General features: G+C 66.6%; 47 protein-coding genes and 1 pseudogene. 18 read left to right on the top strand and 30 right to left on the bottom strand.

Going from position 1 to position 24259, the window contains the following annotated elements; all coding sequences use genetic code 11:
• From VJT49_RS16850 to VJT49_RS16715, 28 genes and pseudogenes are all read right to left on the bottom strand, one after another.
• Positions 1-878, bottom strand: an 878-nt coding sequence (locus VJT49_RS16850; protein ID WP_324165779.1) for a DNA cytosine methyltransferase, incomplete at its 3' end; no start/stop codon positions are given.
• The gene (locus VJT49_RS16845) at positions 875-1393 is read right to left on the bottom strand and encodes a hypothetical protein (RefSeq protein WP_324165778.1); all 519 of its coding nucleotides are present in this window, start codon (positions 1391-1393) and stop codon (positions 875-877) included. The genes VJT49_RS16850 and VJT49_RS16845, both read right to left, overlap by 4 nt.
• Positions 1390-1896, bottom strand: coding sequence for a hypothetical protein (locus VJT49_RS16840; protein WP_324165777.1), 507 nt, complete (start codon positions 1894-1896; stop codon positions 1390-1392). Before VJT49_RS16840 ends, VJT49_RS16845 begins: the two co-directional genes overlap by 4 nt.
• Positions 1893-2117 (bottom strand): hypothetical protein, encoded by a 225-nt coding sequence (locus VJT49_RS16835; RefSeq protein ID WP_324165776.1) that lies wholly within the window; start codon positions 2115-2117, stop codon positions 1893-1895. Before VJT49_RS16835 ends, VJT49_RS16840 begins: the two co-directional genes overlap by 4 nt.
• Positions 2114-2302, bottom strand: coding sequence for a hypothetical protein (locus VJT49_RS16830; protein WP_324165775.1), 189 nt, complete (start codon positions 2300-2302; stop codon positions 2114-2116). The genes VJT49_RS16835 and VJT49_RS16830 overlap by 4 nt, the downstream gene beginning before the upstream one ends.
• Entirely contained in the window at positions 2299-2565 is a 267-nt protein-coding gene (locus VJT49_RS16825) for a hypothetical protein (protein ID WP_324165774.1), read from the bottom strand. Before VJT49_RS16825 ends, VJT49_RS16830 begins: the two co-directional genes overlap by 4 nt.
• Positions 2562-2915, bottom strand: a complete 354-nt coding sequence (locus VJT49_RS16820) for a hypothetical protein (RefSeq protein WP_324165773.1) — start codon at positions 2913-2915, stop codon at positions 2562-2564. Before VJT49_RS16820 ends, VJT49_RS16825 begins: the two co-directional genes overlap by 4 nt.
• The gene (locus tag VJT49_RS16815; RefSeq protein WP_324165772.1) at positions 2912-3856 is read right to left on the bottom strand and encodes a hypothetical protein; all 945 of its coding nucleotides are present in this window, start codon (positions 3854-3856) and stop codon (positions 2912-2914) included. Before VJT49_RS16815 ends, VJT49_RS16820 begins: the two co-directional genes overlap by 4 nt.
• Positions 3856-5331: a DUF5131 family protein gene (locus VJT49_RS16810; RefSeq protein ID WP_324165771.1), complete on the bottom strand. Its 1476-nt coding sequence runs from the start codon at positions 5329-5331 to the stop codon at positions 3856-3858. Before VJT49_RS16810 ends, VJT49_RS16815 begins: the two co-directional genes overlap by 1 nt.
• Positions 5331-5564 (bottom strand): HNH endonuclease signature motif containing protein, encoded by a 234-nt coding sequence (locus VJT49_RS16805; RefSeq protein ID WP_324165770.1) that lies wholly within the window; start codon positions 5562-5564, stop codon positions 5331-5333. Before VJT49_RS16805 ends, VJT49_RS16810 begins: the two co-directional genes overlap by 1 nt.
• The gene (locus VJT49_RS16800; RefSeq protein ID WP_324165769.1) at positions 5557-6360 is read right to left on the bottom strand and encodes a hypothetical protein; all 804 of its coding nucleotides are present in this window, start codon (positions 6358-6360) and stop codon (positions 5557-5559) included. The genes VJT49_RS16805 and VJT49_RS16800 overlap by 8 nt, the downstream gene beginning before the upstream one ends.
• Before the next feature lie 86 nt (positions 6361-6446).
• Positions 6447-6782, bottom strand: a complete 336-nt coding sequence (locus VJT49_RS16795; RefSeq protein ID WP_324165768.1) for a hypothetical protein — start codon at positions 6780-6782, stop codon at positions 6447-6449.
• 221 nt (positions 6783-7003) lie between these two features.
• A pseudogene (locus VJT49_RS16790) lies at positions 7004-7177 on the bottom strand (response regulator transcription factor); the annotation flags it as partial.
• A gap of 173 nt (positions 7178-7350) precedes the next feature.
• Positions 7351-7734: a hypothetical protein gene (locus tag VJT49_RS16785; RefSeq protein ID WP_324165767.1), complete on the bottom strand. Its 384-nt coding sequence runs from the start codon at positions 7732-7734 to the stop codon at positions 7351-7353.
• Positions 7731-7880 (bottom strand): hypothetical protein, encoded by a 150-nt coding sequence (locus VJT49_RS16780; protein WP_324165766.1) that lies wholly within the window; start codon positions 7878-7880, stop codon positions 7731-7733. The genes VJT49_RS16785 and VJT49_RS16780 overlap by 4 nt, the downstream gene beginning before the upstream one ends.
• Positions 7880-8644: a hypothetical protein gene (locus VJT49_RS16775; RefSeq protein ID WP_324165765.1), complete on the bottom strand. Its 765-nt coding sequence runs from the start codon at positions 8642-8644 to the stop codon at positions 7880-7882. Before VJT49_RS16775 ends, VJT49_RS16780 begins: the two co-directional genes overlap by 1 nt.
• The gene (locus VJT49_RS16770) at positions 8644-9321 is read right to left on the bottom strand and encodes a lambda exonuclease family protein (protein WP_324165764.1); all 678 of its coding nucleotides are present in this window, start codon (positions 9319-9321) and stop codon (positions 8644-8646) included. The genes VJT49_RS16775 and VJT49_RS16770 overlap by 1 nt, the downstream gene beginning before the upstream one ends.
• Positions 9318-9605, bottom strand: a complete 288-nt coding sequence (locus tag VJT49_RS16765) for a hypothetical protein (protein WP_324165763.1) — start codon at positions 9603-9605, stop codon at positions 9318-9320. The genes VJT49_RS16770 and VJT49_RS16765 overlap by 4 nt, the downstream gene beginning before the upstream one ends.
• The gene (locus VJT49_RS16760; protein ID WP_324165762.1) at positions 9602-9811 is read right to left on the bottom strand and encodes a hypothetical protein; all 210 of its coding nucleotides are present in this window, start codon (positions 9809-9811) and stop codon (positions 9602-9604) included. The genes VJT49_RS16765 and VJT49_RS16760 overlap by 4 nt, the downstream gene beginning before the upstream one ends.
• Positions 9808-10158, bottom strand: coding sequence for a hypothetical protein (locus VJT49_RS16755; RefSeq protein WP_324165761.1), 351 nt, complete (start codon positions 10156-10158; stop codon positions 9808-9810). The genes VJT49_RS16760 and VJT49_RS16755 overlap by 4 nt, the downstream gene beginning before the upstream one ends.
• Complete coding sequence (locus VJT49_RS16750; protein ID WP_324165760.1) at positions 10155-10397, bottom strand: hypothetical protein; 243 nt, start codon at positions 10395-10397, stop codon at positions 10155-10157. The genes VJT49_RS16755 and VJT49_RS16750 overlap by 4 nt, the downstream gene beginning before the upstream one ends.
• Entirely contained in the window at positions 10394-10819 is a 426-nt protein-coding gene (locus VJT49_RS16745) for a hypothetical protein (protein ID WP_324165759.1), read from the bottom strand. The genes VJT49_RS16750 and VJT49_RS16745 overlap by 4 nt, the downstream gene beginning before the upstream one ends.
• Positions 10816-11577: a DUF2786 domain-containing protein gene (locus VJT49_RS16740; protein ID WP_324165758.1), complete on the bottom strand. Its 762-nt coding sequence runs from the start codon at positions 11575-11577 to the stop codon at positions 10816-10818. The genes VJT49_RS16745 and VJT49_RS16740 overlap by 4 nt, the downstream gene beginning before the upstream one ends.
• A gap of 107 nt (positions 11578-11684) precedes the next feature.
• Positions 11685-11852, bottom strand: coding sequence for a hypothetical protein (locus tag VJT49_RS16735; RefSeq protein ID WP_324165757.1), 168 nt, complete (start codon positions 11850-11852; stop codon positions 11685-11687).
• Positions 11853-11928: 76 nt separating this feature from the next.
• On the bottom strand, positions 11929-12066 hold the full coding sequence (locus VJT49_RS16730) for a hypothetical protein (RefSeq protein ID WP_324165756.1): 138 nt from the start codon (positions 12064-12066) through the stop codon (positions 11929-11931).
• The gene (locus VJT49_RS16725; protein WP_324165755.1) at positions 12063-12227 is read right to left on the bottom strand and encodes a hypothetical protein; all 165 of its coding nucleotides are present in this window, start codon (positions 12225-12227) and stop codon (positions 12063-12065) included. Before VJT49_RS16725 ends, VJT49_RS16730 begins: the two co-directional genes overlap by 4 nt.
• A complete protein-coding gene (locus VJT49_RS16720; protein ID WP_324165754.1) occupies positions 12224-12481 on the bottom strand; it encodes an excisionase family DNA-binding protein in 258 nt (85 codons plus the stop codon). The genes VJT49_RS16725 and VJT49_RS16720 overlap by 4 nt, the downstream gene beginning before the upstream one ends.
• On the bottom strand, positions 12478-12759 hold the full coding sequence (locus tag VJT49_RS16715; RefSeq protein WP_324165753.1) for a helix-turn-helix transcriptional regulator: 282 nt from the start codon (positions 12757-12759) through the stop codon (positions 12478-12480). Before VJT49_RS16715 ends, VJT49_RS16720 begins: the two co-directional genes overlap by 4 nt.
• Before the next feature lie 142 nt (positions 12760-12901).
• Between VJT49_RS16715 and VJT49_RS16710 the strand changes: the two genes are divergently transcribed.
• The 4 genes from VJT49_RS16710 to VJT49_RS16695 all read left to right on the top strand — a co-directional run bounded on the left by VJT49_RS16710 (position 12902) and on the right by VJT49_RS16695 (position 15640).
• Positions 12902-13381, top strand: a complete 480-nt coding sequence (locus tag VJT49_RS16710; RefSeq protein ID WP_324165752.1) for a hypothetical protein — start codon at positions 12902-12904, stop codon at positions 13379-13381.
• Positions 13382-13545: 164 nt separating this feature from the next.
• Positions 13546-13839, top strand: a complete 294-nt coding sequence (locus tag VJT49_RS16705) for a hypothetical protein (RefSeq protein ID WP_324165751.1) — start codon at positions 13546-13548, stop codon at positions 13837-13839.
• 4 nt (positions 13840-13843) lie between these two features.
• A complete protein-coding gene (locus VJT49_RS16700; RefSeq protein WP_324165750.1) occupies positions 13844-15118 on the top strand; it encodes a tyrosine-type recombinase/integrase in 1275 nt (424 codons plus the stop codon).
• A gap of 360 nt (positions 15119-15478) precedes the next feature.
• The gene (locus VJT49_RS16695) at positions 15479-15640 is read left to right on the top strand and encodes a hypothetical protein (protein WP_324165749.1); all 162 of its coding nucleotides are present in this window, start codon (positions 15479-15481) and stop codon (positions 15638-15640) included.
• A 280-nt stretch (positions 15641-15920) separates the two neighbouring features.
• Here the strand turns inward: VJT49_RS16695 and VJT49_RS16690 are convergent, their stop codons facing one another.
• Complete coding sequence (locus VJT49_RS16690) at positions 15921-16247, bottom strand: DUF397 domain-containing protein (protein ID WP_324165748.1); 327 nt, start codon at positions 16245-16247, stop codon at positions 15921-15923.
• Positions 16244-17119: a helix-turn-helix transcriptional regulator gene (locus VJT49_RS16685; RefSeq protein WP_324165747.1), complete on the bottom strand. Its 876-nt coding sequence runs from the start codon at positions 17117-17119 to the stop codon at positions 16244-16246. The genes VJT49_RS16690 and VJT49_RS16685 overlap by 4 nt, the downstream gene beginning before the upstream one ends.
• 155 nt (positions 17120-17274) lie before the next feature.
• Between VJT49_RS16685 and VJT49_RS16680 the strand changes: the two genes are divergently transcribed.
• From VJT49_RS16680 to VJT49_RS16615, 14 genes are all read left to right on the top strand, one after another.
• Positions 17275-17514 carry a hypothetical protein gene (locus tag VJT49_RS16680; protein WP_324165746.1) on the top strand — a complete coding sequence of 80 codons (240 nt, stop codon included), beginning with the start codon at positions 17275-17277 and terminating at the stop codon, positions 17512-17514.
• Positions 17511-17768: a hypothetical protein gene (locus VJT49_RS16675; RefSeq protein ID WP_324165745.1), complete on the top strand. Its 258-nt coding sequence runs from the start codon at positions 17511-17513 to the stop codon at positions 17766-17768. The genes VJT49_RS16680 and VJT49_RS16675 overlap by 4 nt, the downstream gene beginning before the upstream one ends.
• A complete protein-coding gene (locus tag VJT49_RS16670) occupies positions 17765-17995 on the top strand; it encodes a hypothetical protein (RefSeq protein ID WP_324165744.1) in 231 nt (76 codons plus the stop codon). Before VJT49_RS16675 ends, VJT49_RS16670 begins: the two co-directional genes overlap by 4 nt.
• A gap of 207 nt (positions 17996-18202) precedes the next feature.
• A complete protein-coding gene (locus VJT49_RS16665; protein WP_324165743.1) occupies positions 18203-18364 on the top strand; it encodes a hypothetical protein in 162 nt (53 codons plus the stop codon).
• A 79-nt stretch (positions 18365-18443) separates the two neighbouring features.
• On the top strand, positions 18444-18626 hold the full coding sequence (locus VJT49_RS16660; RefSeq protein ID WP_324165742.1) for a hypothetical protein: 183 nt from the start codon (positions 18444-18446) through the stop codon (positions 18624-18626).
• A gap of 445 nt (positions 18627-19071) precedes the next feature.
• Positions 19072-19245 carry a hypothetical protein gene (locus tag VJT49_RS16655; RefSeq protein ID WP_324165741.1) on the top strand — a complete coding sequence of 58 codons (174 nt, stop codon included), beginning with the start codon at positions 19072-19074 and terminating at the stop codon, positions 19243-19245.
• Between the two features lie 241 nt (positions 19246-19486).
• Positions 19487-19678 (top strand): hypothetical protein, encoded by a 192-nt coding sequence (locus VJT49_RS16650; protein ID WP_324165740.1) that lies wholly within the window; start codon positions 19487-19489, stop codon positions 19676-19678.
• A gap of 4 nt (positions 19679-19682) precedes the next feature.
• Complete coding sequence (locus VJT49_RS16645) at positions 19683-20045, top strand: hypothetical protein (RefSeq protein ID WP_324165739.1); 363 nt, start codon at positions 19683-19685, stop codon at positions 20043-20045.
• Positions 20045-20287, top strand: a complete 243-nt coding sequence (locus VJT49_RS16640) for a hypothetical protein (protein WP_324165738.1) — start codon at positions 20045-20047, stop codon at positions 20285-20287. Before VJT49_RS16645 ends, VJT49_RS16640 begins: the two co-directional genes overlap by 1 nt.
• A complete protein-coding gene (locus VJT49_RS16635; RefSeq protein WP_324165737.1) occupies positions 20274-20537 on the top strand; it encodes a hypothetical protein in 264 nt (87 codons plus the stop codon). The genes VJT49_RS16640 and VJT49_RS16635 overlap by 14 nt, the downstream gene beginning before the upstream one ends.
• A complete protein-coding gene (locus tag VJT49_RS16630; protein ID WP_324165736.1) occupies positions 20534-21370 on the top strand; it encodes a hypothetical protein in 837 nt (278 codons plus the stop codon). The genes VJT49_RS16635 and VJT49_RS16630 overlap by 4 nt, the downstream gene beginning before the upstream one ends.
• Positions 21367-23562, top strand: a complete 2196-nt coding sequence (locus VJT49_RS16625) for a zonular occludens toxin domain-containing protein (protein WP_324165735.1) — start codon at positions 21367-21369, stop codon at positions 23560-23562. The genes VJT49_RS16630 and VJT49_RS16625 overlap by 4 nt, the downstream gene beginning before the upstream one ends.
• 241 nt (positions 23563-23803) lie before the next feature.
• Positions 23804-23992 carry a hypothetical protein gene (locus VJT49_RS16620; protein WP_324165734.1) on the top strand — a complete coding sequence of 63 codons (189 nt, stop codon included), beginning with the start codon at positions 23804-23806 and terminating at the stop codon, positions 23990-23992.
• Between the two features lie 10 nt (positions 23993-24002).
• Entirely contained in the window at positions 24003-24188 is a 186-nt protein-coding gene (locus tag VJT49_RS16615) for a hypothetical protein (RefSeq protein WP_324165733.1), read from the top strand.
• The last annotated feature ends 71 nt before the right edge of the window (positions 24189-24259 follow it).

The raw sequence follows: 24259 nt of genomic DNA, 5'->3' as shown, positions 1-24259 counted from the left end.
CCATTGCGCAGGGACCACGTCAGGTTGCCGGGCCGGGAGCAGTAGATGGTTGCGGCGGGCTCGTCTGCGGTCCGGTTGGTCGCGTTGTTCTGCGGCCCGTTCGACATCACGATCTGCCGTAACCGCTCCCGGTTCTTGGCGTTGCCGAACACCTCAGCCCCACCCGTTTCTTCGCCGTCGGCGGTGACGGTCCAGGCCGGACGGTCCGGCAGGCCCCAGCCGAGCGCCTCGGCCATCGACACCGGAGCAGGTAGCGGATCCCCGAACAGGCTCGCGTGGTCGTGGTTGTCGCCGTAGGCGCGGTGGGTCGGCTCCGGTGTTCCGACCGGCACACCGTCGCGGCGGGCAATGAGGATCGCGCGCTTGCGGGTCTGCGGCACCCCATACCGTTCGGCCGAGAGCACACCGGTCCACACCTGGTAGCCGAGTTCACGCAGCAGCATCGCGTAGTGCTCCCACAACGGCAGCACGGTCGGCACCTGCTCTAGGGCAATCCACCGCGGCATGAGGGCGACGACGTAGCGCATTGGTTCCGCGGTCAGCGGTGACCGCTCGTCGTGCCATTCCACCTCGACCGGGCGGCGACCACGGGCGAAGGAGGTGATCCGGGCGTACACCTCGGGCCGATCCAATTCACCCTTGCGGTCACCCGCCATGGACCAGCTCTGGCATGGCGGCGAGGCGATCAGCCCGTCGATACCGACGAACATCGACGGGTCGAACGTGGCGACATCGGCCAGGATGCGCGGATGCTGGGCGGCGAGCGCGGTACGGCAAGCAGTCTCGTCGAACTCCACGCCGATCGACGGGCCGTCATAGCCCGCGGCACGGAGTCCTTCGTCCCAGCCGCCGGCGCCGGCGAAAAGCTGGCCGATCATCGGGTCTCCTGGGTGGTGCCGTAACCGGAGGGCAGGTGCGAATCGAGGACGGGTGCGCTGCGGACGGTCGCGGCGATAGCTTCGCGGGTGAACGCTCGCACCGGCGGTGGCTGCCGCCGATCGCATTTCTGGCCGCCGATGCGGTGGAATCGCATGGAGGTCTCATGCGGCAGGTCTTCGTGTGGTTGCCGCATGAAGAATCGCTCGGTGCAGCCGGTCAGCGCGGCGAGCGCCTGGAGCTGCTCCCAGGTGGGGTAGAGGGTTCCGGCTTCCCACATGTCGACTTGGGGTTCCGCCACGCCACACGCCGCGTCGACCTCGGGACCATAGAGGTCCTTGGCGTCGAGGGCGAGTGTGATCCGGTAGGGCACGAGTTTCCCGGCGCGCCACTCGTGGTATGCGCGCTGCTGGTCGAGCTGGTGGTGGTAGCGGCTGCGCGCGTTGCGGGCGTCGATCGCGGCGGCTTCCCGCGCGGTGAGGGGGACACCGGCTTTGCCCCAACGACGGCGGGTCACGATGCCTCGCCTCGGTCGCCGAACGCGCCGCCGTTGATGCAGGCGGCGAGCATTTTCATGTGCTCGACGACCATGTGGAACATGGCGTCGTGCGCGGCCTCGCCACCGGATTTCCTGGCCACGACGTCGAAGTGGGCCGACATCACGTCCTGGCCGGCGCGGTGGTCGCCGTTGAGGAACGCGGCCACCGACTGCGCCGCGGCCAACAGATCCGGATCGGCCTGTTCGTCGCCGTCGATTTCGAGCCCCCAGAACACGTCGTCCGTGGGCTTGCCCTCGTTGAGCTTCCGCATCGCCCCGGCGATGATCACCGGTCCGACGGAGGAGAAGAACCACAGCCGCTTCGAGGAGATCTTCGGGTCGTCACCGAAGTACTCCTCCAGCAGGTCACTGGCCCGGTCGGGCTGAGAGTCGGCGACGGCGTAGCCCACCTCCAGGTAGCGCGCCGCGATCTCCATCGATTCGTCGGCGGATGGGGGTTCGCGATGGTCGGTGAGGTTCATGTCGTCTCCGGGGTGCGGGGTCGGGCGTCGGGGTTGGTGCCCCAGAGCCGGGCGCGGCGTGCCTCATCGGTGAGCTTGGGACGGCAGACCGGGCAGCCCCGCATCGTGTCGTCGTCAGGGCCGTGGCCGAGCATCCAGCCGCCAGGGAGGCAGTCGATGCCGGGCCGGTGGCCGGCAGTGTCGGGGTCGAGCAGCTCGCCGGTGCGATCGAGGTGACTCATAGCTGCACCTGGAGCGTGTACCGGCCGTGGAGCGCGTCGAGGGCCTTCTGCGCGCGCTCGGGATCCTGGAGGGCGAGGAGCTTGATCAGGCTCGGGATCACGTCGAACTTGTGCTTGTCGAGTGCGGATGCGATTCCGGCCTCGATCTGGTCGGGCGTGAACTCGTGGGTGGTGGGTTCGGTCATGACGTGCACTCCGTGCATACCCAGTGGCCGCCGACCGCGCCGGTCCCGCCCGTCAGGACGATCGTGTCGCCGATGCTGATCGTCTCGTCGCAGTTGGGGCACTGGCTGCGGTAGATGGCGGCGGTGGTGGTGGTGGGTGGGCTGTCGGTGTCGGCCGGGTAGCGGTGGGGTTGGGGGTTCCCGATGCTGGGGTCGGTGTGGCCGAGGCAGTGGGCGCAGTGGTCGGCGAGCAGCTCGGTGAGTTCGCAGCGGGCCTCGGTCATGGCTGGCCTGCCAGGATCAGGATTTTCGCCCACATCACCACGGGGTTCGCTTTCGTCGTCGCCTCGTAGCGGCCTTCGATCCAGCCCGACGACAGCACGATCCGGCAGTCCGCTGGCTTGATGACGGCGACCAGGCGCAGATCCTCGTCCCGGCCGCGGCGGATCAACGCCGGGCAGGTGGTCGACGCGAAAGCAGCGCAGTCGGGGCACAGCCACGGCTCGGTTATCACCGGCACTCGCCGGCCCTCGAGGTTGACGGTCTGCACCGAGACGCTGGAGAGCGCGAGACGCCGGTCGGGCCACGCGACTGGGCGGGCGTGCTCCAGGTGCGCAAGATGGGCAGGGATCACGATGCCTCCGGATTGTCGTGTTTGGACAGTGCGGCTTGGACGGCGGCTCGGCCGCGGGCGGCGCGGGCGGCGCTGCCGGGGTCGTGGTCGCAGAGCTGGCGGCCGCGGTAGCCGGTGTCGTCGCACAGGCCGCAGTTGGCGGTGGCGCGGGCTTTGTCGGCGGCGGTCAACCGGGCCGCGGCGGAGCGGGCTTCGACGACCGCGCGGCGTTGTGCGGCGTCGAAGCGTTCGCGGGCCTCGCGGGCCTCGCCGCATGCTCGGCATGGCGGCGGATTTTCGGTTTGGCGGTGTTTGGGGCAGCGAAGGGGTGGGGCGTGTTGGGCGTCGGGACGGTCGTCGGCAACGGGACTCCGTGCGTGCGCACGCCCTCCCCTCCTCTCCCCTCCTCTACTCTCCCCTACTGACGTGAGTGCTCCGTGCGTACTCAGTGAGGGCTCACTGAATTCAGAGGTAATTCTCTGACCAGCGGAAACGTCCATATTGAAGTTATCCACAGGCAGTGAGGGCTCACTGAGCATTGAGGACTCACTGAGTGCTAGGTGAGTCGCGTACAGGGTCCAGCAAAGGGCGCAATGCCCTTCCTCTCCGGGCCCAGGTGTCTTCACGGGAACGGGGGGCGCCGGATGCTTCGGCTTACCGACCCGGTTGGGTTTCTGGTGGTAGTGCCAATTCACCACCGCCAGGAACCGCGCCCTGTCGAACTCGTAGCGCACAATGCGCCCAGCGTCCTCCAGGGCCATCAGGTCCTCTTCGATGTGGCGCAATGACACATCGTCGAGGGGCCAGATCGCACCCTTGATGATCCTCGCCTGGTCCTTGGTGCGGCCGTGGTCGTCACACTGCGTCCACAGACCGATCCATGTCAGGCGCGCACGCAATGGCAGCGCCGACACGTCCTCGGAAGCGAAGAACTCGGGCTTGATCGAGCGGATACGAGGCATTAGGAACGGTCCTCCTCGCCGCCGGGACCGGGATGCTCGTCGAGCATGCGCATCCCCGGAAGCTGCGGGCTTACCCGGCCGAGAAGGTTTGGCTTGAGGTGGACCTTGCAGCCTGCTTCCTTGGCCCGCAAAGCGATGCGTGCCACCCACTCGAATGGCGGCGCGAACGACGTGACCGTGCCGTCCGGCTGGCGTGTCTCGGTCTGCGCGCCGATGACGACCCAGTCGAACATGGATAGATCGGTGAACTCCAATGGTTCTCGTAGTGGTTCCAAGGACAGCCACTTCACCGCCACACCGTCGATCTTGCGGAACGCGTCCTCGGCGATGCGTACCCGCTTCTGCTCGTCGATGCTGGTTCCGACCCACGCTTTCGGTGGGAGGTCCAGGCCGACGTAGCGGGCCGGGAACTTGGTGAGCAGGATGTACTGCCACCACGGGCTCGCCAGCATCGAGGAGTGGACCTGCTCGATCCATTCGTCGGGCACCCACCGGCCGTAGAGGTCGGCCATGGAGCAGACGAACACCTTGCGGTAGGCGGGATCGTCCCGGTGTGCCGCGGGGATGGTGGTGTTGGCCGGCGCGTCGAGTCGTTCGTGGTGGAACAGTGGCGTGAACCCCACCGGGTAGGCCGCTTTGGTGCGCTCGCTGGTGGCGATTTCGCGGGCGTAGCAGTAGTCGCAGCCGTGCAGGCAGCCGGTGACCGGGTTCCACGACCACGCGGCCCACGAAATGCCCTCACCGGGAGTCTCGTTGAAGGTGGGCTTGGCTTTCGGTTGTGGGTACTGGACTTCTTCGCCGGTGTGGGTGCGCAGCGTCAGCAGCACCTGGCTTGGTTTCGGTGCCGGGTCGGGTTTCGGCATGGCCCGCACCCGTTCCCGACGTTGCCGGTCCGCGGCGTCGAGCGCGAGCGCACCGGTACGGACCTTTTCCGCGAGGTCCGGACTGTCCCGCCGGATCGCCTTCGCTTGCTGTACCGCGCGCCCGGACGCGCCGGTCACCTTCGCCGCACGCTCACGGGATTCACGTTCCCGCCGCGGTTCCGGCAGATCTGCCGGAATTGTTTTAGCGCCGAGTGACGACGATTGTTCGGAGCGTGACGCGTTCTGGTTTCCGATCGGCGCGCCTGGCTTGTTCGCCTCCGAGTAGTACTTTTCGTATTCCAGCGCCATCAGTGCCCGCTGGCCCGGGTTCAACTGGCGGCGGACGAGGTTTTTCGACACGATCAGGTCGAGGATCATCGGCTCCGTGTAGTGGCGGCCCAACGTCTCGAACACGGGATCGACACCGGCCGCCTCGCAAGCCCGGTACCGGTTGCGGCCGTCGATCAGGGTCGTCTTGTCGTGGCTCAGCAGGATCGGATCACGCAAGCCGTTGCGCTTGACGTCCGCGGCCAGTTCGGCGAACTCCTCGCCATCGATCAACGGGAACGCATCAGCGAACGGATGCACCTCATACGGTCCAAGCTGCACCATCACCGCTCCTTCCCATGCAACTCGCAGTGGCAGCGGTGGCACACGGCGATCATGTTTTCCGGCACGTCGAACTCACCCCACGGCGGATAACGCAGGTGATGAGGCTCGGTCGGCCAACGCTTCTTGCACCGTTCGCACCATCCGTCGGCACGCTGAAACACCTGACGGCGCACCGCGCGAAAACGCGGGTGGCGCAGGTATTCCCGGTAAGTCCGGTACGGCGGCTCACTCAACCCCTAGCTCCCGTTCACGCCTGGTGAGAAACAAGAACCTTTTCGCGGCCTCAAAACGAGCCGGGTCACGGCGGTACCAGTCCATCGTGGTGGTGCGGTTGATCTTCGCGAACTCGGTACGGAAAATCGCCTCCGTCTTCCCCCACCAGGTCTGCGCCGTACACAACAAGTAGGCCCACTGAGCGGCATCACGTTCGATGCCCGCCAGAAACAAGTCGCGGTAGGCCGGCAACGATGCCTGCTGTGCGGCGATCAGTTCGAACCAGGCGCGCCGTTCACGCTTGGCGTCACCCGACCCGTCCTCGAGATCACCGCGTTTAATGCCGGCCGCGTTGCAGCCGAGCGTGGACAGGCTGCGAAACAGCCCGACGCCACGGTTGGTTACCTCCTGGGCGAAGCTGGGCCGCATGGCCCACTCGGTGATCGCGTTCGGATCGTTGAACACGAGCACCGCGTCGCTCGGCCGCAAGATGCTCGTGTCCGCGGTGTGTCCGCTCGCGTTGACGGCGCGCAGGCGAACCCGGTCATCGAGCACCCAACGGTCCTCTCCATCCTTCTCGTAGCCGAGGGTGGGGAGGTTGTTGCCGAGTTCGCCGAGCAGTCGGTCGTAGGTGCCGACCTGGATCTCGTAGAGCAGGATGTCGACGGGTTTGCGTGCTTTGGCGGCGTGGTTGGCCAGGATGCCCGGTGAGCACGAAGTCCGCCACGGCGCGTCGTATTCGGCAACGCCATTACCGGCCGTCAAGTCCCACCACACGTGACGGGTGATATCGGCGAACTTCGCGTTGCCGATCACGCCGACCTCCTGGCCGATGACGCTGCGCATCACGCCATGCTTGGCGGGCGTGCGCCAACTCACGCCGACGTCGCGGGTTTTTGTCATCAGGCTGCGTCCCCTCTCGATTCCATGTTGGTGAGTTGTCGTGCGACCTCGGGCGACACGCCGTGGTCGATGAGCCGTTGGCATTCGGCGCGTGACCGTAGCCAGGTCAGCAGCACGGACGGGGCGTGCTGGTCGGACACCATCGCTGCGAGCACGACAGCGAGTGCGGTGCCGGGTTCGCATCGGCCGCCAGTCACGAGGATGACTTCGGCGAGCAGTTCGTCGACCAGCTCTGCGTCGTGGTCGCGGATGGCGCCGACGAACCGTTGTGCGACGGGTATGAGGGCATCGGTGAGTGGGTCGCCGGTGAGGCTTGCCCGGATGGCGGCGCTCACGCTTGCCTCCTTTCGCTAGTGGGTTCGGTCCGGCGCAGGTGCGGCACCCCGGCCAATGTCCCGGGGCTCGTGGCCGTCCTTTCGCTCCCGTGTGCGCCGTGCCCTGGCGCGGCGGGTGACGTTGACGCCGGACCGGTCAGTCATGGTGTCGGCCTGCCTGGCGTGTGGTGTGCGGCGAGCGCGCCCTGCGTGGTGTTGTGGCGGCCGGGCGCGGCGTCTCCGATGAGTCCACGTTGGTAGGCGAGGTAGACGGCGTGGGCGCGGTCGCGGGCACCGAGTTTGCGGAAGAGGCGTCCGGCGTAGGTCTTCACGGTGTCTTTGGCGATGTTGAGTTGTGCCCCGATTTCGCCGTTGGTGTGGCCGGATGCCATGCCGAGAAGAACTTGGATCTCGCGGTCATGGAAGACCGTGGTGGTCGACACGACGATGCGGCCTTTGCGGACCCGTAGTTCGTAGCGAACTGGCTGGGATGGGGCCCCGTGGACGGGGCAGAGGGTCAGTCCGTTGTCGTGCAGGATGCGTCCGAGTGGCTGCCAGAGGTGTTCGGGCACGGTGACGGGTCGGAGCGTCATCGGGACACCGGCTTTCGTTCGGTGAGTTTGGCGCGTCGGAGCGCGCTGGACAGTCCCGCGTAGGTGAGTCCGAGTTGGTGGGCGATCTCGGTGCGGGACAGGCCGCGGGTGGCGAGGGTTTGGTAGTGCTGGACGGTGTCGAGGTCGCGGCGTTGGGTGCGCGGGTACTGGTCGAGGGTGCCTTTGTTGCGGTGGTAGGGGTGGCAGATTCGGCACAGGTTGCGGGAGAGTTTTTTGTGCGGTTTTCCGCAGTCGGCGCAGTTGCGGACTGAGGGGTCGCTGGAGGTGGCGGGCGTCTCTGCCTGGTATTCGGGGTCTTTGGCGCGCAGTTCGGCGACCAGCGCGGGCGAGAGCGGCAACCTGCCCCTGGTGGTGGTCATCGGCTGTTCCTTGTCTGTTGGATGCGGGCGCAGATACCGCCGGGCTTCTCCTCGATCGCGTCTTCGATTGCGTCGTAGGCGTCCTCTGCCTCGACTGTTACCGAAACGGACATCACCTCGCGCAGGAAGACCTTGAACTTGGCCATCACTGATCGCCCCGCTCGTGGGCGCGCAGGTCCGGGTCGGTGGGCAGCAGGCCGTTCTCGTTCTCGCGATTCGCGTGATCGGCCGCGTCGCCGAGAAGCGCATCGATCATTTCGCCAAGCGGGCCCTGCTTGGCCAGATCTTCCAGCGCGTCGATCAGACCGTGCATCTCCTGCCTCGTCAGATCCGTCGACGAGGTGAGCGGCCGCTTCACCAGCTGCGAGGAGATCCGCATCCGCACATCCCGGTCCTTGATGCCCGCCTCGTTGAACATCGCGTGCAGCTTCCGCATCTGCGCGTCAGTCGGCCCCGGCTCGACGTCCGGCTCCGGCTCACTGGGAGGCGGCACGGGCCGGGCGGCCTGCGCCCCGGTCTCTCGCGTCTCGACGAGCGGCCGGACGATGAACACCGCGCTTTTGCCGCGAGATACGAGCAGCGGCACCTGCTTCGGTTTGTCCAGGTGGCTCAGGTGGCTGATGCGGGTGCCGCCCACAGCCTGGCCGCCGAAGCGGACGTCGGGGTCGCAGTAGAGGGTGACGCGGCGACCCGCATAGGTCGATGCGTCGGCACCCCAGCACGCCACGAGCACGCGCCGCATCGACTTCCCGGGCCGCCACGGTCGCGCGAACTCGACGAGGGCGATGTTCACGGGCTGTTCGGCGTCGCCCTTGGAGACCGCCTTGATGGTGAACGTGCGCGGCCCCGACAGGAGGTCGACCGCGTCGAGCTGGTCGCTGGTGGGGGCGATGGTGTCCGTGAGGTCCATCAGATCGTCATCTCCTGGTAGATGATCCGCTCGGTAGCGGGCAGTCCCTCGGTCTTGGTCTGGTAGTCCTCGGCCATCTGCGCGGCCGTGACCTCGAACTGCTCGACGGCAGCGACAATCGCTTCCTGCCAGGCTGGGTCGGGGAAGACGCGCTTCACGTAGAGCGGCATGCCGCCCGAATAGCTCACGTAGTCGAGCCACTCGCGGCCGGAGACCAGGAGGGCCGCCTGGCACTGAGCCATGTTCTCGACCGGCACAGCGTCATCGAGGATCGTCGCGAGATGCTTCTTGGCCCTGCGCGACTTGACCTCGATCAGCCCGTCGTCGCCGACGAGACCGTCGGGCGAGTAGCCGAGCTGCCAGGTGTCCTTCCTGCGGAGAAGGAGCCCGATCTCGGTCACGGTGCGCTGGTACACCTCGGCGTACTTCTCGCGCGCCCGTGGCTCGTCCTCGATACCGCGCAGCATGTCGTCGTTGATGTAGGTCGGGTCGGTGTAGCCGGTGAGACGTTCGGCCACGAGCTGCGCCGTCAGGGCTCGCGATGTCTCGTTGTTGGCGGGTTTCAGCGTTTTCGTTGTGACGAGCTGACCGACGACCGATGCGGTGACGATGCCGCGTCGCTGGTCGTGCCACTCGTCGGAGCCTTGGATCACGTCGGGGAACTCGATGAGACTCATCGCCGGCCACCTCGCAGCAGCGCCACGAGGGTGGCGACGAGTACGCCGCCGATGGTGAGGGTTTCGAGGCAGGAGCCTTTCGAGCCGGTCTCGCTGCGCTGGTTCTTCGGGTGGTCACCCGTGTAGCCCTTGGCCATCAGACCGCCACCCCCAGCGCGCGCCACGTACTTGCAGTCGCCGATCTCGCCGTCCTCGTCGTAGACGGTGTCGCCGCCGTGCTCGGCCACCACCTCGCGCAGCAGCTGGAGCGCGCGGGCACCATCGATGCGGATCGTGTCGCTCACCGGGAACCGCCTTCCGGGTCGGTCGGCAGCCGTCCGCCGGGCGCGTTGTAGCGGAGTTGCGCCTCACCGACGATGGCCGGGAACGCGGCGCGCAGCAGGGCGAGGTTGAAAGTGTCGGCCCGGAGCGCGGCGGCCATGATGAGCGCGGCGAACGACACGTCACCCGCGCCAGCCATGTGCGAGCGCTGGTAGTCGTAGAGGCTCACTTCGCACCGTCCGTTGTGGACGCGAGCAGCGGCGTGTACGCCGTGACTGGGACGTCGGCCATGGCCTCGGCGGAGGCGTACGAGCGCACGGAGACCACGTCGAAATCCGCAGTGACATGGCACTTGTCGGGTTCGTTTCGGATGCTGACGACAGCGCCGGCACCAACCGCGGCGTCGTGGAACATTTTCAGGATCGTCCTGGCGTCGACGCGAGTGCTAACCGGCGCGAGCATGGTGAACGCGTACCCGAGGTGGTCAGACAGCCCAGGGTTCTGCTCGACGAAGTCGGCCAGTGCACGCAGCCCTTCGGCCTGGCGGATGTGCAGCGGCTTCTCGGTGGTGGTCATCGCAGGTCTGTCTCCTTTGTGGCGAGGATGTTGCGACCGCCGCTGTGGAAGCCGCAGAGGATCGAGCCGCGGTTCTTGTCGAGGTCGACGACCACCTCGACGTCGCGGGAGCCCAGGTTCGGGCGGGCGTAGCGGTAGATGGCTTCGGCGAGCGCGTCCGCGTCGTCAGCGACGACTTCGAGCGGGGCGACGTCGTGCTTGCGGCCGATGCGTTCGAAGGTGATGAGGTACCGGGTCATCGCGCGGTGTCCTCCCCGAGCGAGTCGAAGTAGTAGGCGGGCGGGCGGCCGTTGGGCTTCGGCTCGTCGTCGAGCTGGCCAGTGGCGGGCATCAGCTCGGTCGAGCCGACCTTGATCGCGGGGATCGTGTCGGTGAGCGCGTGCCGGCCGGTCGGGTGCTCGTCGGCGGGGAGCGGCTCGAACTCCTGGGTGTCGCCCGCGTCCCGGTAGAGCCGTTTGGCGAGGTTCTGGTAACGCCGGGCGGTGTGCAGCACCTCAGTGGCTAGCTGCTCGTGCCGTTTGACGAGGGGTTCGTAGGCCTCGACGGTGCCGCGGGCCTGGCGGACGTAGCCGCCGGCCTTCCACCAGGCCAGCGTGGCGAGCGTGATGGCCAGCGCGGTGACGATGGTGTTGGCAATGAGGGACCATGCGAGCGGGGTCATCGGGCACCACCGAGCTGGCGGCGACCCGCGGAACCCACCCGCGTGCCGCCGATGTCAGCGCGACGTCCGGCCGCCCGGCCGGCCTCGGAGCCGCTGGCCGAGGTACGGCGCTGCGAGACCCGCGGGCGGATCGTGTCCGGGAACAGCTCGCTGAACATCTTGCTGACGGCCTCGCCGCGGTCAACCAACACCAATGCGGCGCTGGTGTCGCCGGTGTGCTCCCGATCGTGCTGGACGGTGGCACGCCGCCGGGTCGCCCGCAAGCGGCTGACCACTTCACGCCGGAACCCTGTCAGCCACGACCGGCGCCACACCGTGATCTTGGCGCCGGACAGGTGCGCCGGGGGCGTGGCGGCGGCGAGTCCGTGGCCGGATTGCAGCAGCAACGACGTGTAGAGGGTGTCGACCTGGTCGAGGTCGCTGCGCCAGCCGACGATGGTGAGCGCGGCGGGGTTGGTGACGCTGCCGGTTCTCGCGGCTTTCATGCCGTAGGTGTCGCCGATGTGGAACAGCAGCATCATTTTTTCGTGGGCGTAGGGCGCCTGGAAACGAATGTTGAGTGTGGTGATCTCGTCGGCGGCTTGTCCGGCGGCGGCGAGGGCGGCCCGGTCGATGCTGTGTTTGGCCATCAGCTCATACGCTTTAGCCATTGCGGCTTCACGCTCCGGCTCGGGCGTGTTCGGGTGCTCGGCGCGATCCAGGAGCGCCCGGACCTTGGCTGTCACCCGGTCTCCGTCGCGTATCGTTGTGTCAGTCACCGGTGGTTCTCCTTTCGATTGGTTTCCGGTGGTTGGCCCGCCTCGCGTGTCAGCGCGAGGCGGGCGTTTTTCTTTGTGGGGCTGGGGATCCGGCCGCCGCCGGAAGATCAGCGGTTGATGCGCCGCGAGCGCCGCGCGATGCGGTTCTTCGCCCGGCGGCGGGCCTTCACGGACGCGGGGACGGTGCCGCCGTAGACGTGCTTGCCCTGGAGTCCGCCGAGGACGGCGAGGCCGAAGCGGCCCTGCTGGCCGTCGAGCGCGAGAGTGGTGATCACTGATGTCTCCTTCAAATTGGTGGGGCTGGATCCGGCCGCCGCTGGGGAGTTGGGGGAGCCGGCGGCGGCCGGAAGATCACTCGTCGCCGTTGAAGTCCCGGATGGCCTGCTCGACATTGCGCGCGGCCTGCTCCTCGTCGCGGGCCGCCTCACGCGCGGCTTTCCGGGCGATCTCCAGCGCGATGCGCTTTTCGTCCGGGGTCATCGGTTTCATGGCGCGGTCCTTCCGATGGGCTGGTCGCGGTAGGCGGCCGGTTGCCCGGTGGCCATGTCCGCGATCTCGCGGAGCACGTCGTCCGGGTCGGCTTGTGCGGCGGCGATGGCTTCGCGGAAAACCGGTTCGGGCTCGCTCGGCCAGGTTGGCTGGTCGGTCACGACGCCGCCTTCTGGATGCCGGGGGCGAGGAACCGCTGAAGCTCGGCGTCGGGGACGAGCTTGTGTTTGCCGACGAGGATGTGGCCGATGGTTCCGTCGTTGATCCGGTCGAGGACGGTGTCGTAGGGGAGCCCGAGTTTGTGGGCGACCTCGCGTGGGCTCCAGGCGTCGCGGGGTGGTTTCTGGGCGGCCTGCTTGAGCGCTTTGACCTCGCGGATCAGTTTCTCGACGGACTCGACCAGGGCCGCGGTCATACCGTGACCTCCTCGGGCGTACCGGACTGCTTGAGGAGATCCCCTGGCGAAATCGATTCACCTAGGGCTACGGACAGCACTCCGGCCATCGTGAAGAGCGCGGCGGTCCGAGGCTGCTGCTTGCCGTTTTCGTAGTTGGAGATCTGAGAGGAACTGGGGCCGCCTCCAGTCGTCTTGCACGCGGCGGCGAACGCTCGCGTCGAGCGGAAGCCGGCACGAACACGGAGGTTGCGCAACCCGTTGCCATCCAGCTCGTAGCTAGGTTTCTCGTGGGCCATGCACTGATATTAGAACGTAGTAGTTCTGATTTCAACGCATTTGAATGATCTTTTTGTCACGAACTGGTAACTGGCCGGGCAAGTGTGGTGACTTCCGTGCTGATTGCTGGTGCCTTGGTGCGATCTGTCCTAATCTCGAAACATGGACCTGTCGGGAGGCCCCGCGATGGTGTATGACGACATGCGGGCACGCCTCGCTAAAGCGATGGAGGAACGACAAGAAGAGCTGGGGATCCCTTGGAACAGCATCGCCGCGGAAGCAGGCGTGTCTGCCCAGACGTTGATCTCCGTACGCAAGCACCGTCGCGAGATCACCCCCAAGACACGAAGAGCCATCGAAGCCGGGCTTCGATGGCCGCGCGGTTTCGTGACGGCCATCCTCGAGGACAAGCCTCTACCGTCGCTTGAAGGCGGCAGTTCGGCGGTCGAGCGACCGCAGTCGCTGGAGGAGATGGAGCGAGAAGAGATCCGCCGCGAGATCGTCTCCATGTCGCGTGAGGAGATCGAGGCGATCGGCCGCCGCATCCGAGTCCTGATCGGCGAGGCTGAGGAGCAGGAGTGGCTCGCGGGTGCTGCCGAGCTGCAGCGCCGCCGCCAAGACGCCGACGTGCGACGACCATGAACTGGGTAGACGCGAAACCTCGGTTTCGATGACGCGTGTAGATCTGATCGTTACCCTATGGTTCACGCGGATGGGTGAGTTCTAGTCCAATCCTCGCAACCTGGCCGAGCGTCAACTAGAAAGATTCAGCACGACGCGTTACGACGGTTTGAAACGGGGCTTTCATGATCACTCTTCCGGCGAAAATTAAGCGCGCGATTATCTCGTTCTCCGCCCTGACCTGCGTCGCTATCACTAGTGCGGTACTCGCCCGGGCATATCAGGTTTCCAGTTATATTGTCTGCGCGATGATCGTCGTGTGCCTATCATGCGTGGCCCTCCTCGTCACGAGAGGAGTCAAGCGATGGCTGACGACCCAAATTCGCACCGAATGCGAGCGCGCCCACCTCATCCGCTACCTCGACGCGATCAAGACCACCGATGACCTTCCCTGCAGCTTCCGCTCCCTGGACAGGTGACCCCATGGCTCGTCCACGAACCCGTATCGGCACCTTCGGCAAGATCAAGGTTACCGAACTGCGCAAGGCGACCCGGAAAGAGCCCGGACTCTATGAGGCGCGCACTCGATTCCGGATGCGCAACGGCAAACTGAAGCCGGTCAAGCGGCGTGCCGCCACCGAAACGGCCGCCGAGAACGCGGTCAAGGTTGCGTGTAGCAAGCTCACCGACGAGGTAAAGGGCAAGAAGATCTCCGGCGACAGCCGGTTTGGGCATGTCGCGGATCTGTGGCTAGAGAGCCTCGAACGCAAGGTCGAAGCCGGCACCCGCGCCCCGAAGACGTTGTACGACTACCGCGACACCGTGCGCAACCACGTCAAGCCCCGGCTCGGGGAGCTGTCCTGCCGCGAGGTGCAGGAAGACGTGGGCCTGTGCGACGAAGTGATCAAGGCCGTGCAGGACCAGGTCATCAAGGCGAAGGCGAAGGGGGCCAAGCGCGGCGAGTCCGGCGTGTCGGCCGCGCGCCGGACCCGCGTGGTGCTGTCCGGCATTTGCGGGTGGGCGATGCGGCAGGGCGCGATGACCGCCAACCCGATCAAGTCGGCCGAGACCATCGACACGGGGCAGAAGAAGGAGATCCGCGCGCTGGAGCGCGACGAGCGCGGCGATTTCCTGGCCAAGCTGGAGAAGGTGGTGACGGCGCGGGCCGAGGACCCGAAGCGGCGGCTCGGTGTGCGCGGCCAGGGATGGTTGGATCTGCCGGACATCGCGCGTGCCGGCCTGGCGACCGGGGCGCGAATCGGTGAGGTGCTGGCGTTGTCCGCCGATGACGTGGATCTGACCTTGCGGCGGGTGTCGCTGACGCATCACCTGGTGCGGGTTGAGGGTGTGGGGATCGTGCGGCAGCCGCTGCGCAAGGGCGGTAAGCCCGCCATGGTGTTGAAGATCCCGTCGTGGGCGGTGGCGATGTTCCGGGACCGGAAGTTGCAGTCGGGTGGCGGCATGCTGTGGCGGACGTGGAACGGCGGGATGGAGGATCCGTCGAACGTGATGAAGCGCCTCCGGAAGGTTGCGGACGAGATCGGTTACGGCTGGCTCACCTCGCATGTGTTCCGTAAGACCACGGCGTCGCATCTCGGGGACAAGAACGTCCCGAGTGAGGCGATCGCGGATCAGCTCGGCAACACGCGGGATGTGGTCGAGGGTCACTATCGGCGTCGGCAGGTGGCGAACGAGCGGACGGCCGATGCGCTGGAGTCGATGTTCGACGTACCCGAAGGGGAGTCGTCGACAGGCTAGACCAACGATGGTCCGTTTACGGTCCATAATGGACCCCAATTAACCCCAACTAACGACGTCACTTTTTCCGGAAAACTCCAGGTCGCACCGACTAACGAGGATCAACCCCTTGGGTATTCACAGAATCTCTAGGTCGCAGGTTCGAGTCCTGCCCAGGGCGCAAACACGCAGTTCAACGGCCGTAACGGCCACGACCGAAGGCCGTCGAGACGGCGAAAGGTCCATAAACGGTCCAGATTGTTCCCGGGTTTACCGCTTCGGGACCGTCTTCGCCGCCGTCACCCTCGTCGGCGGGATCAGTCTCTGGCTCGCCCGCTGGGGCGTCGGCGGCCCGCCCGCCGTCGGCGTGCTCGCGGCCGTGTGGGTCACTGCCTACACCCGGTCGAGACCAAGCCGGACGACACCTGCCCGAACCACTGCGGGCAGGCCGACTGCATCCACTGGCAGTGGGGAGCGGCCGCGGCACGCTGGCGGCCGGAACTCGTCACCGACCCGGACTATGTGCGCGGGAGCCTGCCGTAACAGTCCGCGGCGGCACGGCGACTCACGCGGCGACATATGAAGGAGGCGGCTTGGGCCGCTTTGGCTGAGGGGACCAGGATGGATCGGATGGATCACGATCGGTATGACAATGGGGAGATCCGTGACGCTGATGTCGTTGTCACTGTCGCGGCGTGCGTGACTATCGCCGCTGCGGTTCTTGTCGCGGTGTTCCGGTGGGTGCGCACTGGCCGCCGGTAGTACGACTCCTCACGTGAAGCGGCCCCCAGGCGTGAACCTGGGGGCCGTTGTCGCGTGCGGGTCAGTCGAACTCGCCGTCGGCGACGCCGCCCTCCCATGCGTCCCACTCGGCCTTCGTGAAGACGAGCACGACGTCGTCCTTGGTCATGCGCGCGCCACCATCGGCGAGCAGCTCGACCTCAACGCCGCCTGGCTGGTGCGCGAAGTCCCGCGCCCGGACAGCTTTCAGGAACTTGGCCCAGTTGTCGTCAGTGGCTAACGTGATCGTGCCAGCATCGGGATAATTACTGTTGCGGACGAGCCGGCCAACACCCGGCTCGTCCGCGACCTCGACGCAACTGCCGCCGGTCCCGCTCCGGCTTGACTTCTTCCATTGTCGTTCTGTCATGCAGCGCGCTCCATTCTCTCGGCGTACTCGGCGATCATCCGCAGCGATGCGTCCTCCTTGAGAGCTACGGCTTCGATTGCGTCGAGCCTGTTCTTGAAGCGGTCGATGTCCGGTTTGGCGTTCAGCATCATGCTGGTTCCGTGGAACTCGACGTGGAAGAAAGCTCCTTCCTCGGTGTTGAGCCGGACGATGGAGCCCTCCAGGGCGGGGTGGAATCCGCTGCCCGAGAAGGGAATGATCCTGATTTCGACGTTGGGCTGCTTGGCCAGGTGCAACAGGTAGCGGAACTGGTCGGCCATGAGCGCACGGCTGCCGACAACCTGGTTTAAGACGGCTTCGCCGATGAAGGCGTGGAAGTTCACCGGGTTCGCGCGGGTGAGGATGTCGCGTCGGCCGACGCGTGCGTTGACACGAGTGGAACGTTCATTGCGTGGCACGTCTCTGATTGCTTCGCCGCTTTTCATGATCTCTTCGGCGTAAGCACGAGTCTGGGCCAAGCCGGGCACGATAAGGGCGTTGGCTTCGGAAATGTCGTGGCTCGCGTCCTCGCGGTCAAGGTAGAAGGCAAACATCGCTTGTTGCTCAGGCAGCGTCAGAGCGACCCACTGCTGTACGTCGGTGTCGTGAAGGTAGCTGAGCAAGTTGGCACGACGTTCGCCGTTGACATCTAGGTTGTCGCAGATCTTGTTGATCATTTGTTCGCTGGGCTTCTGCTGGCCGGTCATATAGCGCGACCAGGTCCCGGATTGCACGCCAGTCTGCTGGGCGAACTTGCGCCCAGTCGGCCCGTATTCCTTCTGCAGCGCGAGGAGCGCGCGTCTGAGCGCGAGGGCTTTCCCTGCTTCCCGTGCTGGCTTGGTGCTTCCACCCATGTAGCACAGCATAAGGCACGTCAGCGGCTATGCGCACGTCGCCCAGTCAGAGTATTGAGGTAGAGTGCTTCTAAGTGCTTCCATATACGGGAAGCGCTAGTAGCACTGGGGGCGACCCCCGTTGACCTGGATCGCAGCCTAATGGAGGCATCGCCGTGGACGCTGAGGATGCTGTGCAGTGGATCGACCGGACACCCACGCTGGCCCTCACGCGTTCCGGCAGACCACTCTCTGTTTATGGCGGCCTAATAGTGCCGCAACACGACTCTGACCTCGCCCTTTACGTTCCTGGCGAGTTCGCACTGCTCAGCCTGGGCGGCTGGGACGAGCTGATCGCGGCCCTCACATCCGTGCGCGAAGCGAAGGAAGCGTGCGATCGGGGGCGGCAAGAGTGACCGCGCCGAGTCCTCGTGGCCCGTGGATCGTCTACGGCTGGGACCCCAAGGCCGAGCAGCGTGCCTTCGTCGGGCTCACCGTCGTGGTGATCGACGGCACACCCTACGTCCGAGTGATCAGGGAATCGACGCAAATCGACTTCGACCAGGTCAACATGCGCGCCCTCGCGGAAGCCGTCGCCGAAGCCGGAGCCGCTGCCGCCGAACTTTGCCGCGCCCTCCAGCAAAACGGACCGCAGGGGCGGCGGCGATGATCCTGATAGTCGCGCGCCCACTGCCCGGCACCGTCAGCGAGACCCGCCGGGTCGCGCACCTCTTCCCGAAACCCTCGACCTACCCCGGCCAGCTCATCGCGCTCTGCGGCGCCAAATACTGGTCCGGAGACCTGGAGATGCTCAACGGCGTGCGCGGCATGCCGTGCGAGCGCTGTCTCGCGCGCTCACCAGAACCCAACGGGTCCATCGCATCGGCGGACCCCTAGACCCCCCGGCGACCGGCGACTCCCCACGCCGGTGACCGCCGGGGACAGGTGCCCCGTGCCCGCGCCCACCCTCCCCCCTACGGGCCGGGTGCGGGGCACCCCAAGACCCGCTCGCCGCGAGTGGCCCCGAACCTCGCGGCGAGCGGCCCGGCCGGGCGACCGGGCGCGCCCGGCCGGGATTCCAACCGAGTGAAAAGGGAGAAACAGATGGGAAAGGCCGAGCGCAAGAAGGCCGTGGCCGAACACAAGAAAGCCAAGGAGGAGCTGGAGCAGGTCAGCAAACGCGACCGCACCGAAACCGACGCCTACCTCGCCGCCAACCACCGAGTGATCGAGACAGAGAAGAACGTCGCCTGGTGGCGTCGCTGACCTGCGAAGTAGCCCAACCCCCCGTCCGGGCGCTCTTGGCCAGTGCCCGGGCGGGACTCCACGAGCGAAGGAGATCGAAATGGGAAAGTCACGGCGCTGGGACGGCAAGCCCGAGACCGAGAAGGACAAGCGGTTCTTCGACCTGCGCGAATCCGGCTACAAGGGCCCGATCGACCAGGACGGCAACAAGGACACCACCAGCGAGGACGCCGCCATCCTCCGGCGGATGGCCAAGGCACGCGGAGAGGACGTGGACTGGTGAGCGAGATCGACCCGTGGCCGTCCGGCCATGACGAGGACACCGACACCAAGACCGCGCGTGCCGACCAGGACCACAACTGGTCACACTTGGCCAGCGACAAGGATGCCCGATGAAGGCTCTGCTCCGCTCGGCCCGCGTCGGGATCGCCCGCCTCGCCGACCGGTTCCGGCACGCGGAGCCCGACTACAGCGCGCACCCTGATCCGCACATCGCGCACCCTGTGCACACCACACGGCTGGCACAACCCCGTACGACCACTGAACACGAGGATTCGCGTCAGGGGCAACAGCGCTCTTCGCGAATGCCGTGCCTGCGTAAGAGAACGGAACAGGCGAGCGCAGGCGAAAAAAAGGGCTGACGCCAGTCGGTCATGAGAAAAGGGCGGAAGGCCGCCGAGTCAGCACCTCGTGCGGCCTTCCTTGATCAGACACAGGAGGTCTGACCCATGCGACACCGTACATCGAAAACCCGCGACCGGAAGGTCGACCAACTCGCCGCCGGCATGAACGACCTGCTGGCCATCCTCGACACCAACACCCCGGTCGAGCAACTGCCCGCCGACACCCGCCGCCGCATCGCCGAGGCCCGCGACCTCGCCGACCAGAACGGAGACGGGTGATGGGCCTCGGCCGGAAGATCATCAAGGTGCTGGTGGAGGAAATCAGGGAGACCGGGAGACCGCCCACCCTGGCCGCCCGGGGCGGCACCACCAGCGGAGGCAAGGTTTTCAGGGCCACCGCCCCGCCACCCGGCGAATGTCCCGGAGGCTGCGGCAGCCGGGGACACGCCGTCAAAAAAACCGGCTGGTGCGGTCGGCGGGCGTGCAAAGCCAAGGCCGCGAAAGAACTGGGGGGCATCTGATGGCCGGATGGATCAGCGCCGAGCAGCAGAAACGCGACCACAACGGGCAGCGCTACATCTGCTGTGCCTGCGGCAACGAGGGCACCGGCAAGCACGCGCTCGTCGTCAACAAGCGCGGGATGCGCGTCCACAAACCGGTCTACGACGAGCGCATCGGCCGCGACAACTGCTCAATCTTCGTGAGGACGTGACCACATGAACCCGACCGTCGGCGACCTGGCTGAGCAGTGGGAAGCCGCCGGGGCCCGGACCGTCTCGGCCCAGCACGGACACGGCGATGAACAACCCGCCGACCACTGGACCAAGCTCAAACTGGGCGCCCTGATCGTGGCCGAGGTGCAGTCCGGGCGCTGGTCCACCGTCGCCGCCCTCCTACGGCTCGGCGCGGTCGAGTCGTGGGCGCAGGTCGATGACGCGCTCGGCATGCGCGGCAGCGTCGCGCACGCCGGGTTCCACGCATGGATCAACCAGCAACGCGACCTGTGGCAGTGCACCGGCACAGGGTTGACGCCCGCCGAAGCCGAGACACTGCTGGCGCTGGCCAAGACGGTGACGTGATGTCCCTCTTCGACGCGCTCGAGCAGCGCGGCACGCTCGCGCTCCTGCGGTTCACCGGCTCCGTGGTGGTGTTCCTCGTGCTGCACCTGATCCGCATCCCGTTCGTCCTGGTGGCGCAGGTCTTGGAGCACGCGCTGCGCCACATCGACGCCTACGTCGCCGCACAGGCCAGCCGGCCGCCCCCGGCCCGGATCAACCACTTCTACGACCACCGAGAGGAGGCTGTGCGTGTCCAGGCCTGATCCCCACACCCCCACCGAGCTCGAGCCGGCGACCAACCACGACCTCGTGCCCAACCCACCGGCGGGGCCGACCCGCACCGAGCGCGCGGTGTGGTGGCTCGGCGGCCACTTCGGCGAGCTCGTCGCCGTCGCCGTGTCGACCGGGCTGACGGTGTGGGTGTCGGCCTGGTTCGCCGTGCTGCTCGGCGCTGTCGTGCTCGTGTGGGTCGCGCACGAATGGCGCCCCCGGCGCGGTGGTGATGCGTCGTGAGCGCACCAACTGTCGACCCGGACGAGATCACGGAGCGTGTCCGCCAGGCCATCCGGGACGCCGAGGCGGCTGGAGAGCGACCGCCCGGACGACCGACCCTGATCAAGCAAACCGGGCTCACCGAGCATCAGGTGAAGATCGCGCTGGAGACGCTGCGGGAGACTGGAGCCGGGGAGTCTCCAGTCGACTCCAGCGCGTCTCCAGCCGACCCGGACGGCGGCCCGGACACGGTCCAGATGCCGGTGATCCTCGTGCCCGAACCGATGCCCGCCGAGGCCGCTGGAGACATCCTGGAGCCGCTGGAGATCCAGCCCTCTCCAGTCGACCTCCAGTCGTCGGACACTGGAGAACCGGACCTCCAGCCCGCCCGATCCCGCTTGGCCGCGATCCTGGCCGGAGTGCAGTGGCCGCTCGTCGTGATCGGCCTCGGTGCCGCGGTCGCGGTGTGGTCGGGATGGGTTGGGCTTGGTCAGCTCACCGGCTTCGGCATGATCCAACCACTGCCAGGCATCATCGATGACCTGCGCATCAACACCGCCGTCGTACTCCCGCTGTCGGTCGAGGCCTACGCTGCGACCTCGCTGAAGATCTGGCTCAGCTCGGCTGGACTGTCGCGGCCGACCCGGCTCTACGCCATGATCTCCAGCATCTCCAGTCTGGTGATCGGCGCTGGAGCCCAGGTTGCCTACCACCTCATGGTCGCCGCAGGCATGACCCGGGCACCGTGGCAGATCACTGTGTTCGTCGCCTGCATGCCGGTGGTTGTGCTCGGGCTGGCGGTGTCGCTGGCGCACCTGGTGTCCAGGGATCTCCAGGCTGGAGGCCAGCGATGACCAGCGACCACCAGGACCGTCCAGAGACACCGCTCGCCGAGGTCGTGCAGCTGTCCGACCGGCACTCCGCGCACCAGGCTGGAGACGAGCTGGAGCCCGCGGGCGAAGTGCTGGAGGGCGAGCTGGTGACGCCGGAGCAGTACGCCGCCAGGCAACGCCAGCTACGCGACCTCCGTTACGCCGAGTACCGGCGGACCGCGGTCGCGGTCGTGCGCGTCACCCGCACCGCGGTCACTCACCGGCACACGAAGACGGCGTGGGAGCACACCACGTACCCGTTCAAGGGTGTTGCGGTCGTGTATGGCCGGTGGCGGGACGCGCACGGCGCCAGCCGGTATGAACGGCGGATGAAGGCTGCCGAAGCCGCTGGTGACGAGGAAAAACTCCGGTACTGGCAGGAAGCCGACGTGGCCGAGAAGCAGCGTCGCCATGACCGGGTGATGGACTGGCTCAAGTCGCCCGGGAAGCTGGCCAAGGCCGCGGGGATTGCCATGCTCTCGTTCGCTGGGCTACTGCTCGTGATCGGCGTGATCCTCGCCGTTGGCAGCAAGGACATCACGCGCGTAATCGACCCCGCTATCGGCGTGGTCGAGGCGATCCAGTTCGCGGCGTGGTTCCTGACCGTCTACGGCGTGTTTCTGCTGGTCACGGGCACTGTGGGCACGGTCGCCTACTTGTACCGGCAGGGTCGAAAGCACAGCGACCCGCCGCAGTGGGCGACCGCTGCGGCGGCCGGCGAGGGTGACGTGATGGACCAGTTGCCCGACGAGGGCATGGTCCTCAACGCGCTCAAGCACGTCGGTGTCGTCGGGTTCACGCGGGCGCTCAAGGACGGATGGCGCATCCAGTGGCATCAGCCACCGTTACCCGACGGACGGGGCTGGAGCTGCGAGTTTGACCTGCCGCCGGCCGCGCCGGTCGAGGAGTTCGTGAAGCGCAAGGGCACGCTGGCGCACAACTTGCGGCGTTATGAGCGGGAGGTGTGGCTCACCGAGCCGCGCGCGTCGGTATTGCGGCTGTGGATCGCGAACCCCGGCGTGCTCACCGGCCCGGTCGACCCGTGGCCGCTGCTGAAAGACCTGGACAACGCTGAAACCGACTACTTCGCTGGCGTCCCGGTGGGTGTGAACCCGCGCGGTGACCAGGTCACCAGCCGGTTGTTCGAGGCCAACCACGCCTACGGCGGCACGATGGGCTCCGGCAAATCGACCCTGGCGATCACCACCACGCTTGGTGCGATGCTCGACCCGATAGTCGAGATCGACGTGGTGGTGCTTGCCGAAAACGCCGACTACGAACCCATGCGGCCCCGAATGCGGAGCCTGGTCACCGGCCCGCCGGAGAAGCCCGTCGTGCTTCCCAATGGCAGCACGACGGTAGGCAAATGGGCGCTGCGCCTGCTCAACGACGTGTATGAGGATCTCGCGATCCGCGGCGAAGCGCTCAAGGAGCACGACAAACTCGCTGTGACCAGGGAAATCGCCCGCAAGGACCCGCGGTTGCGGCCACGAATCGTGATCATCGACGAGTGCCAGAACCTGTTCCTGGACAGCAAAGACGCGGTCGAAGCGGCCGTGAAAGCACTGTCCACTGCCCGAAAGTATGCCGTGACCATGATGTTTCTGACGCCCGAACCCACGAGTGACAGCCTGCCCCGGAAACTGATGTCGATCATCAGTCACAAGGCGTGTTTCGCGATCGGTGACCAGATCGGCAACGATGCTGTGCTGGGAACCGGCTCCTACAAGGTGGGGATCTCGGCGGTCGGACTGGAGCCGAAGACCGACGAAAGCCTCGGTGACGTAGGCACCTGTATGCAGCGCGGATACACCCCGAAGCCCGGGTTGATGCGCTGCCAGCACGTTGACCAGGCCGACAAGCACCGCGTGACCAAGCGGGCGCTGGACCTGCGCGCCCGGAAACAGGTCGCGGCCGCGCTGGCGAGGCGGGACCTGCTGGCCGACACGCTCAAGGCTCTGCGTGGCGAGGATCGGGTGAATATCACCGATGTGGCCGCCCGGTTGCGGGAGATCGCTCCGGGCTACGCCGAGTACGTCGACTTGGACGGGAAGCGGCTGCGGGAACTGCTGGAGGACGCGGGTGTCCGGGTCACGTTCAAGGACGGCTACCCGAAGGTGTACGCGGACCGGGTGCGTGTCGCGATAGCTGACCGTGACGAAGAGTGCGGGTGAATCACGAGTGGCTGGGCGAGTGGATGAGGGTGTGGCGAGTGGATATCCACTTCCGGGCCCACTTCCCCCATCCACTCGGTTCAACTGCGGAAACACTCGAAAAGTGGATGAAGTGGGCGAGTGGATGGCGCCGCTCAGAGCTACCAGAAGCGGCCCTTTCACACCTGGTCCACTCACCAGGTCAGCCCCTGGCAGACGCACGAACGGCAAGCACGGAAAGTGATCACGAGAGGAGACCGAGATGGATTGGTTAGACAAGGAGATCGCCCGTCTCCGAGCGGACGGCGTCGCGCACATCTGGGTGGCGCCGGAGCGGGACGAGCTCGTGCATCAGGTCGTCGAGGACGGCCCGCTGGTCGCGGTCAACGCCTACGGCAGCGACCAACTGCGGGGCGACGAGCCGCCCGAGGGCTGGAACGAACTGACGTAAGGAGATCGAGATGGGTTGGTTGAGCAAGAGCAACACCACCACGTCCCGCGACAACACGCACAACTGCAACAAGAGCACCTACCTGGCCGCCATCGTCACGACCGGCGAGTTCCCCGGCGACCCGACCGCCATCCGAACGCGTGACCGCCGATGCTGCACGTGCGGGCGCGTCACCGAAACAGTCGTCGTCAACTGACCAGGAGGGAGGCGAGATGGCGAAGGACTGCACCGAGTGCGGCGCGAGCGGCACCTGTGACGATCACTGGA

The organism is Amycolatopsis sp., assembly GCF_035276945.1.
Lineage (GTDB): Bacteria > Actinomycetota > Actinomycetes > Mycobacteriales > Pseudonocardiaceae > Amycolatopsis_E.
Note: the sequence above shows the minus strand (reverse complement) of the source record. Positions and strands in the feature narration are given on the sequence as shown.

Bases quoted from the DNA above. Each gene is read 5' to 3' on its own strand.
- VJT49_RS16840 (WP_324165777.1), bottom strand. From the start codon at position 1,896: ATGAACCTCACCGACCATCGCGAACCCCCATCCGCCGACGAATCGATG.
- VJT49_RS16835 (WP_324165776.1), bottom strand. From the start codon at position 2,117: ATGAGTCACCTCGATCGCACCGGCGAGCTGCTCGACCCCGACACTGCC.
- VJT49_RS16830 (WP_324165775.1), bottom strand. From the start codon at position 2,302: ATGACCGAACCCACCACCCACGAGTTCACGCCCGACCAGATCGAGGCC.
- VJT49_RS16825 (WP_324165774.1), bottom strand. From the start codon at position 2,565: ATGACCGAGGCCCGCTGCGAACTCACCGAGCTGCTCGCCGACCACTGC.
- VJT49_RS16815 (WP_324165772.1), bottom strand. From the start codon at position 3,856: ATGCCTCGTATCCGCTCGATCAAGCCCGAGTTCTTCGCTTCCGAGGAC.
- VJT49_RS16810 (WP_324165771.1), bottom strand. From the start codon at position 5,331: ATGGTGCAGCTTGGACCGTATGAGGTGCATCCGTTCGCTGATGCGTTC.
- VJT49_RS16785 (WP_324165767.1), bottom strand. From the start codon at position 7,734: ATGACCACCACCAGGGGCAGGTTGCCGCTCTCGCCCGCGCTGGTCGCC.
- VJT49_RS16780 (WP_324165766.1), bottom strand. From the start codon at position 7,880: ATGGCCAAGTTCAAGGTCTTCCTGCGCGAGGTGATGTCCGTTTCGGTA.
- VJT49_RS16775 (WP_324165765.1), bottom strand. From the start codon at position 8,644: ATGGACCTCACGGACACCATCGCCCCCACCAGCGACCAGCTCGACGCG.
- VJT49_RS16770 (WP_324165764.1), bottom strand. From the start codon at position 9,321: ATGAGTCTCATCGAGTTCCCCGACGTGATCCAAGGCTCCGACGAGTGG.
- VJT49_RS16755 (WP_324165761.1), bottom strand. From the start codon at position 10,158: ATGACCACCACCGAGAAGCCGCTGCACATCCGCCAGGCCGAAGGGCTG.
- VJT49_RS16750 (WP_324165760.1), bottom strand. From the start codon at position 10,397: ATGACCCGGTACCTCATCACCTTCGAACGCATCGGCCGCAAGCACGAC.
- VJT49_RS16745 (WP_324165759.1), bottom strand. From the start codon at position 10,819: ATGACCCCGCTCGCATGGTCCCTCATTGCCAACACCATCGTCACCGCG.
- VJT49_RS16730 (WP_324165756.1), bottom strand. From the start codon at position 12,066: ATGAAACCGATGACCCCGGACGAAAAGCGCATCGCGCTGGAGATCGCC.
- VJT49_RS16720 (WP_324165754.1), bottom strand. From the start codon at position 12,481: ATGACCGCGGCCCTGGTCGAGTCCGTCGAGAAACTGATCCGCGAGGTC.
- VJT49_RS16715 (WP_324165753.1), bottom strand. From the start codon at position 12,759: ATGGCCCACGAGAAACCTAGCTACGAGCTGGATGGCAACGGGTTGCGC.
- VJT49_RS16710 (WP_324165752.1), top strand. From the start codon at position 12,902: ATGGACCTGTCGGGAGGCCCCGCGATGGTGTATGACGACATGCGGGCA.
- VJT49_RS16705 (WP_324165751.1), top strand. From the start codon at position 13,546: ATGATCACTCTTCCGGCGAAAATTAAGCGCGCGATTATCTCGTTCTCC.
- VJT49_RS16700 (WP_324165750.1), top strand. From the start codon at position 13,844: ATGGCTCGTCCACGAACCCGTATCGGCACCTTCGGCAAGATCAAGGTT.
- VJT49_RS16690 (WP_324165748.1), bottom strand. From the start codon at position 16,247: ATGACAGAACGACAATGGAAGAAGTCAAGCCGGAGCGGGACCGGCGGC.
- VJT49_RS16685 (WP_324165747.1), bottom strand. From the start codon at position 17,119: ATGGGTGGAAGCACCAAGCCAGCACGGGAAGCAGGGAAAGCCCTCGCG.
- VJT49_RS16670 (WP_324165744.1), top strand. From the start codon at position 17,765: ATGATCCTGATAGTCGCGCGCCCACTGCCCGGCACCGTCAGCGAGACC.
- VJT49_RS16665 (WP_324165743.1), top strand. From the start codon at position 18,203: ATGGGAAAGGCCGAGCGCAAGAAGGCCGTGGCCGAACACAAGAAAGCC.
- VJT49_RS16660 (WP_324165742.1), top strand. From the start codon at position 18,444: ATGGGAAAGTCACGGCGCTGGGACGGCAAGCCCGAGACCGAGAAGGAC.
- VJT49_RS16655 (WP_324165741.1), top strand. From the start codon at position 19,072: ATGCGACACCGTACATCGAAAACCCGCGACCGGAAGGTCGACCAACTC.
- VJT49_RS16650 (WP_324165740.1), top strand. From the start codon at position 19,487: ATGGCCGGATGGATCAGCGCCGAGCAGCAGAAACGCGACCACAACGGG.
- VJT49_RS16645 (WP_324165739.1), top strand. From the start codon at position 19,683: ATGAACCCGACCGTCGGCGACCTGGCTGAGCAGTGGGAAGCCGCCGGG.
- VJT49_RS16640 (WP_324165738.1), top strand. From the start codon at position 20,045: ATGTCCCTCTTCGACGCGCTCGAGCAGCGCGGCACGCTCGCGCTCCTG.
- VJT49_RS16625 (WP_324165735.1), top strand. From the start codon at position 21,367: ATGACCAGCGACCACCAGGACCGTCCAGAGACACCGCTCGCCGAGGTC.
- VJT49_RS16620 (WP_324165734.1), top strand. From the start codon at position 23,804: ATGGATTGGTTAGACAAGGAGATCGCCCGTCTCCGAGCGGACGGCGTC.
- VJT49_RS16615 (WP_324165733.1), top strand. From the start codon at position 24,003: ATGGGTTGGTTGAGCAAGAGCAACACCACCACGTCCCGCGACAACACG.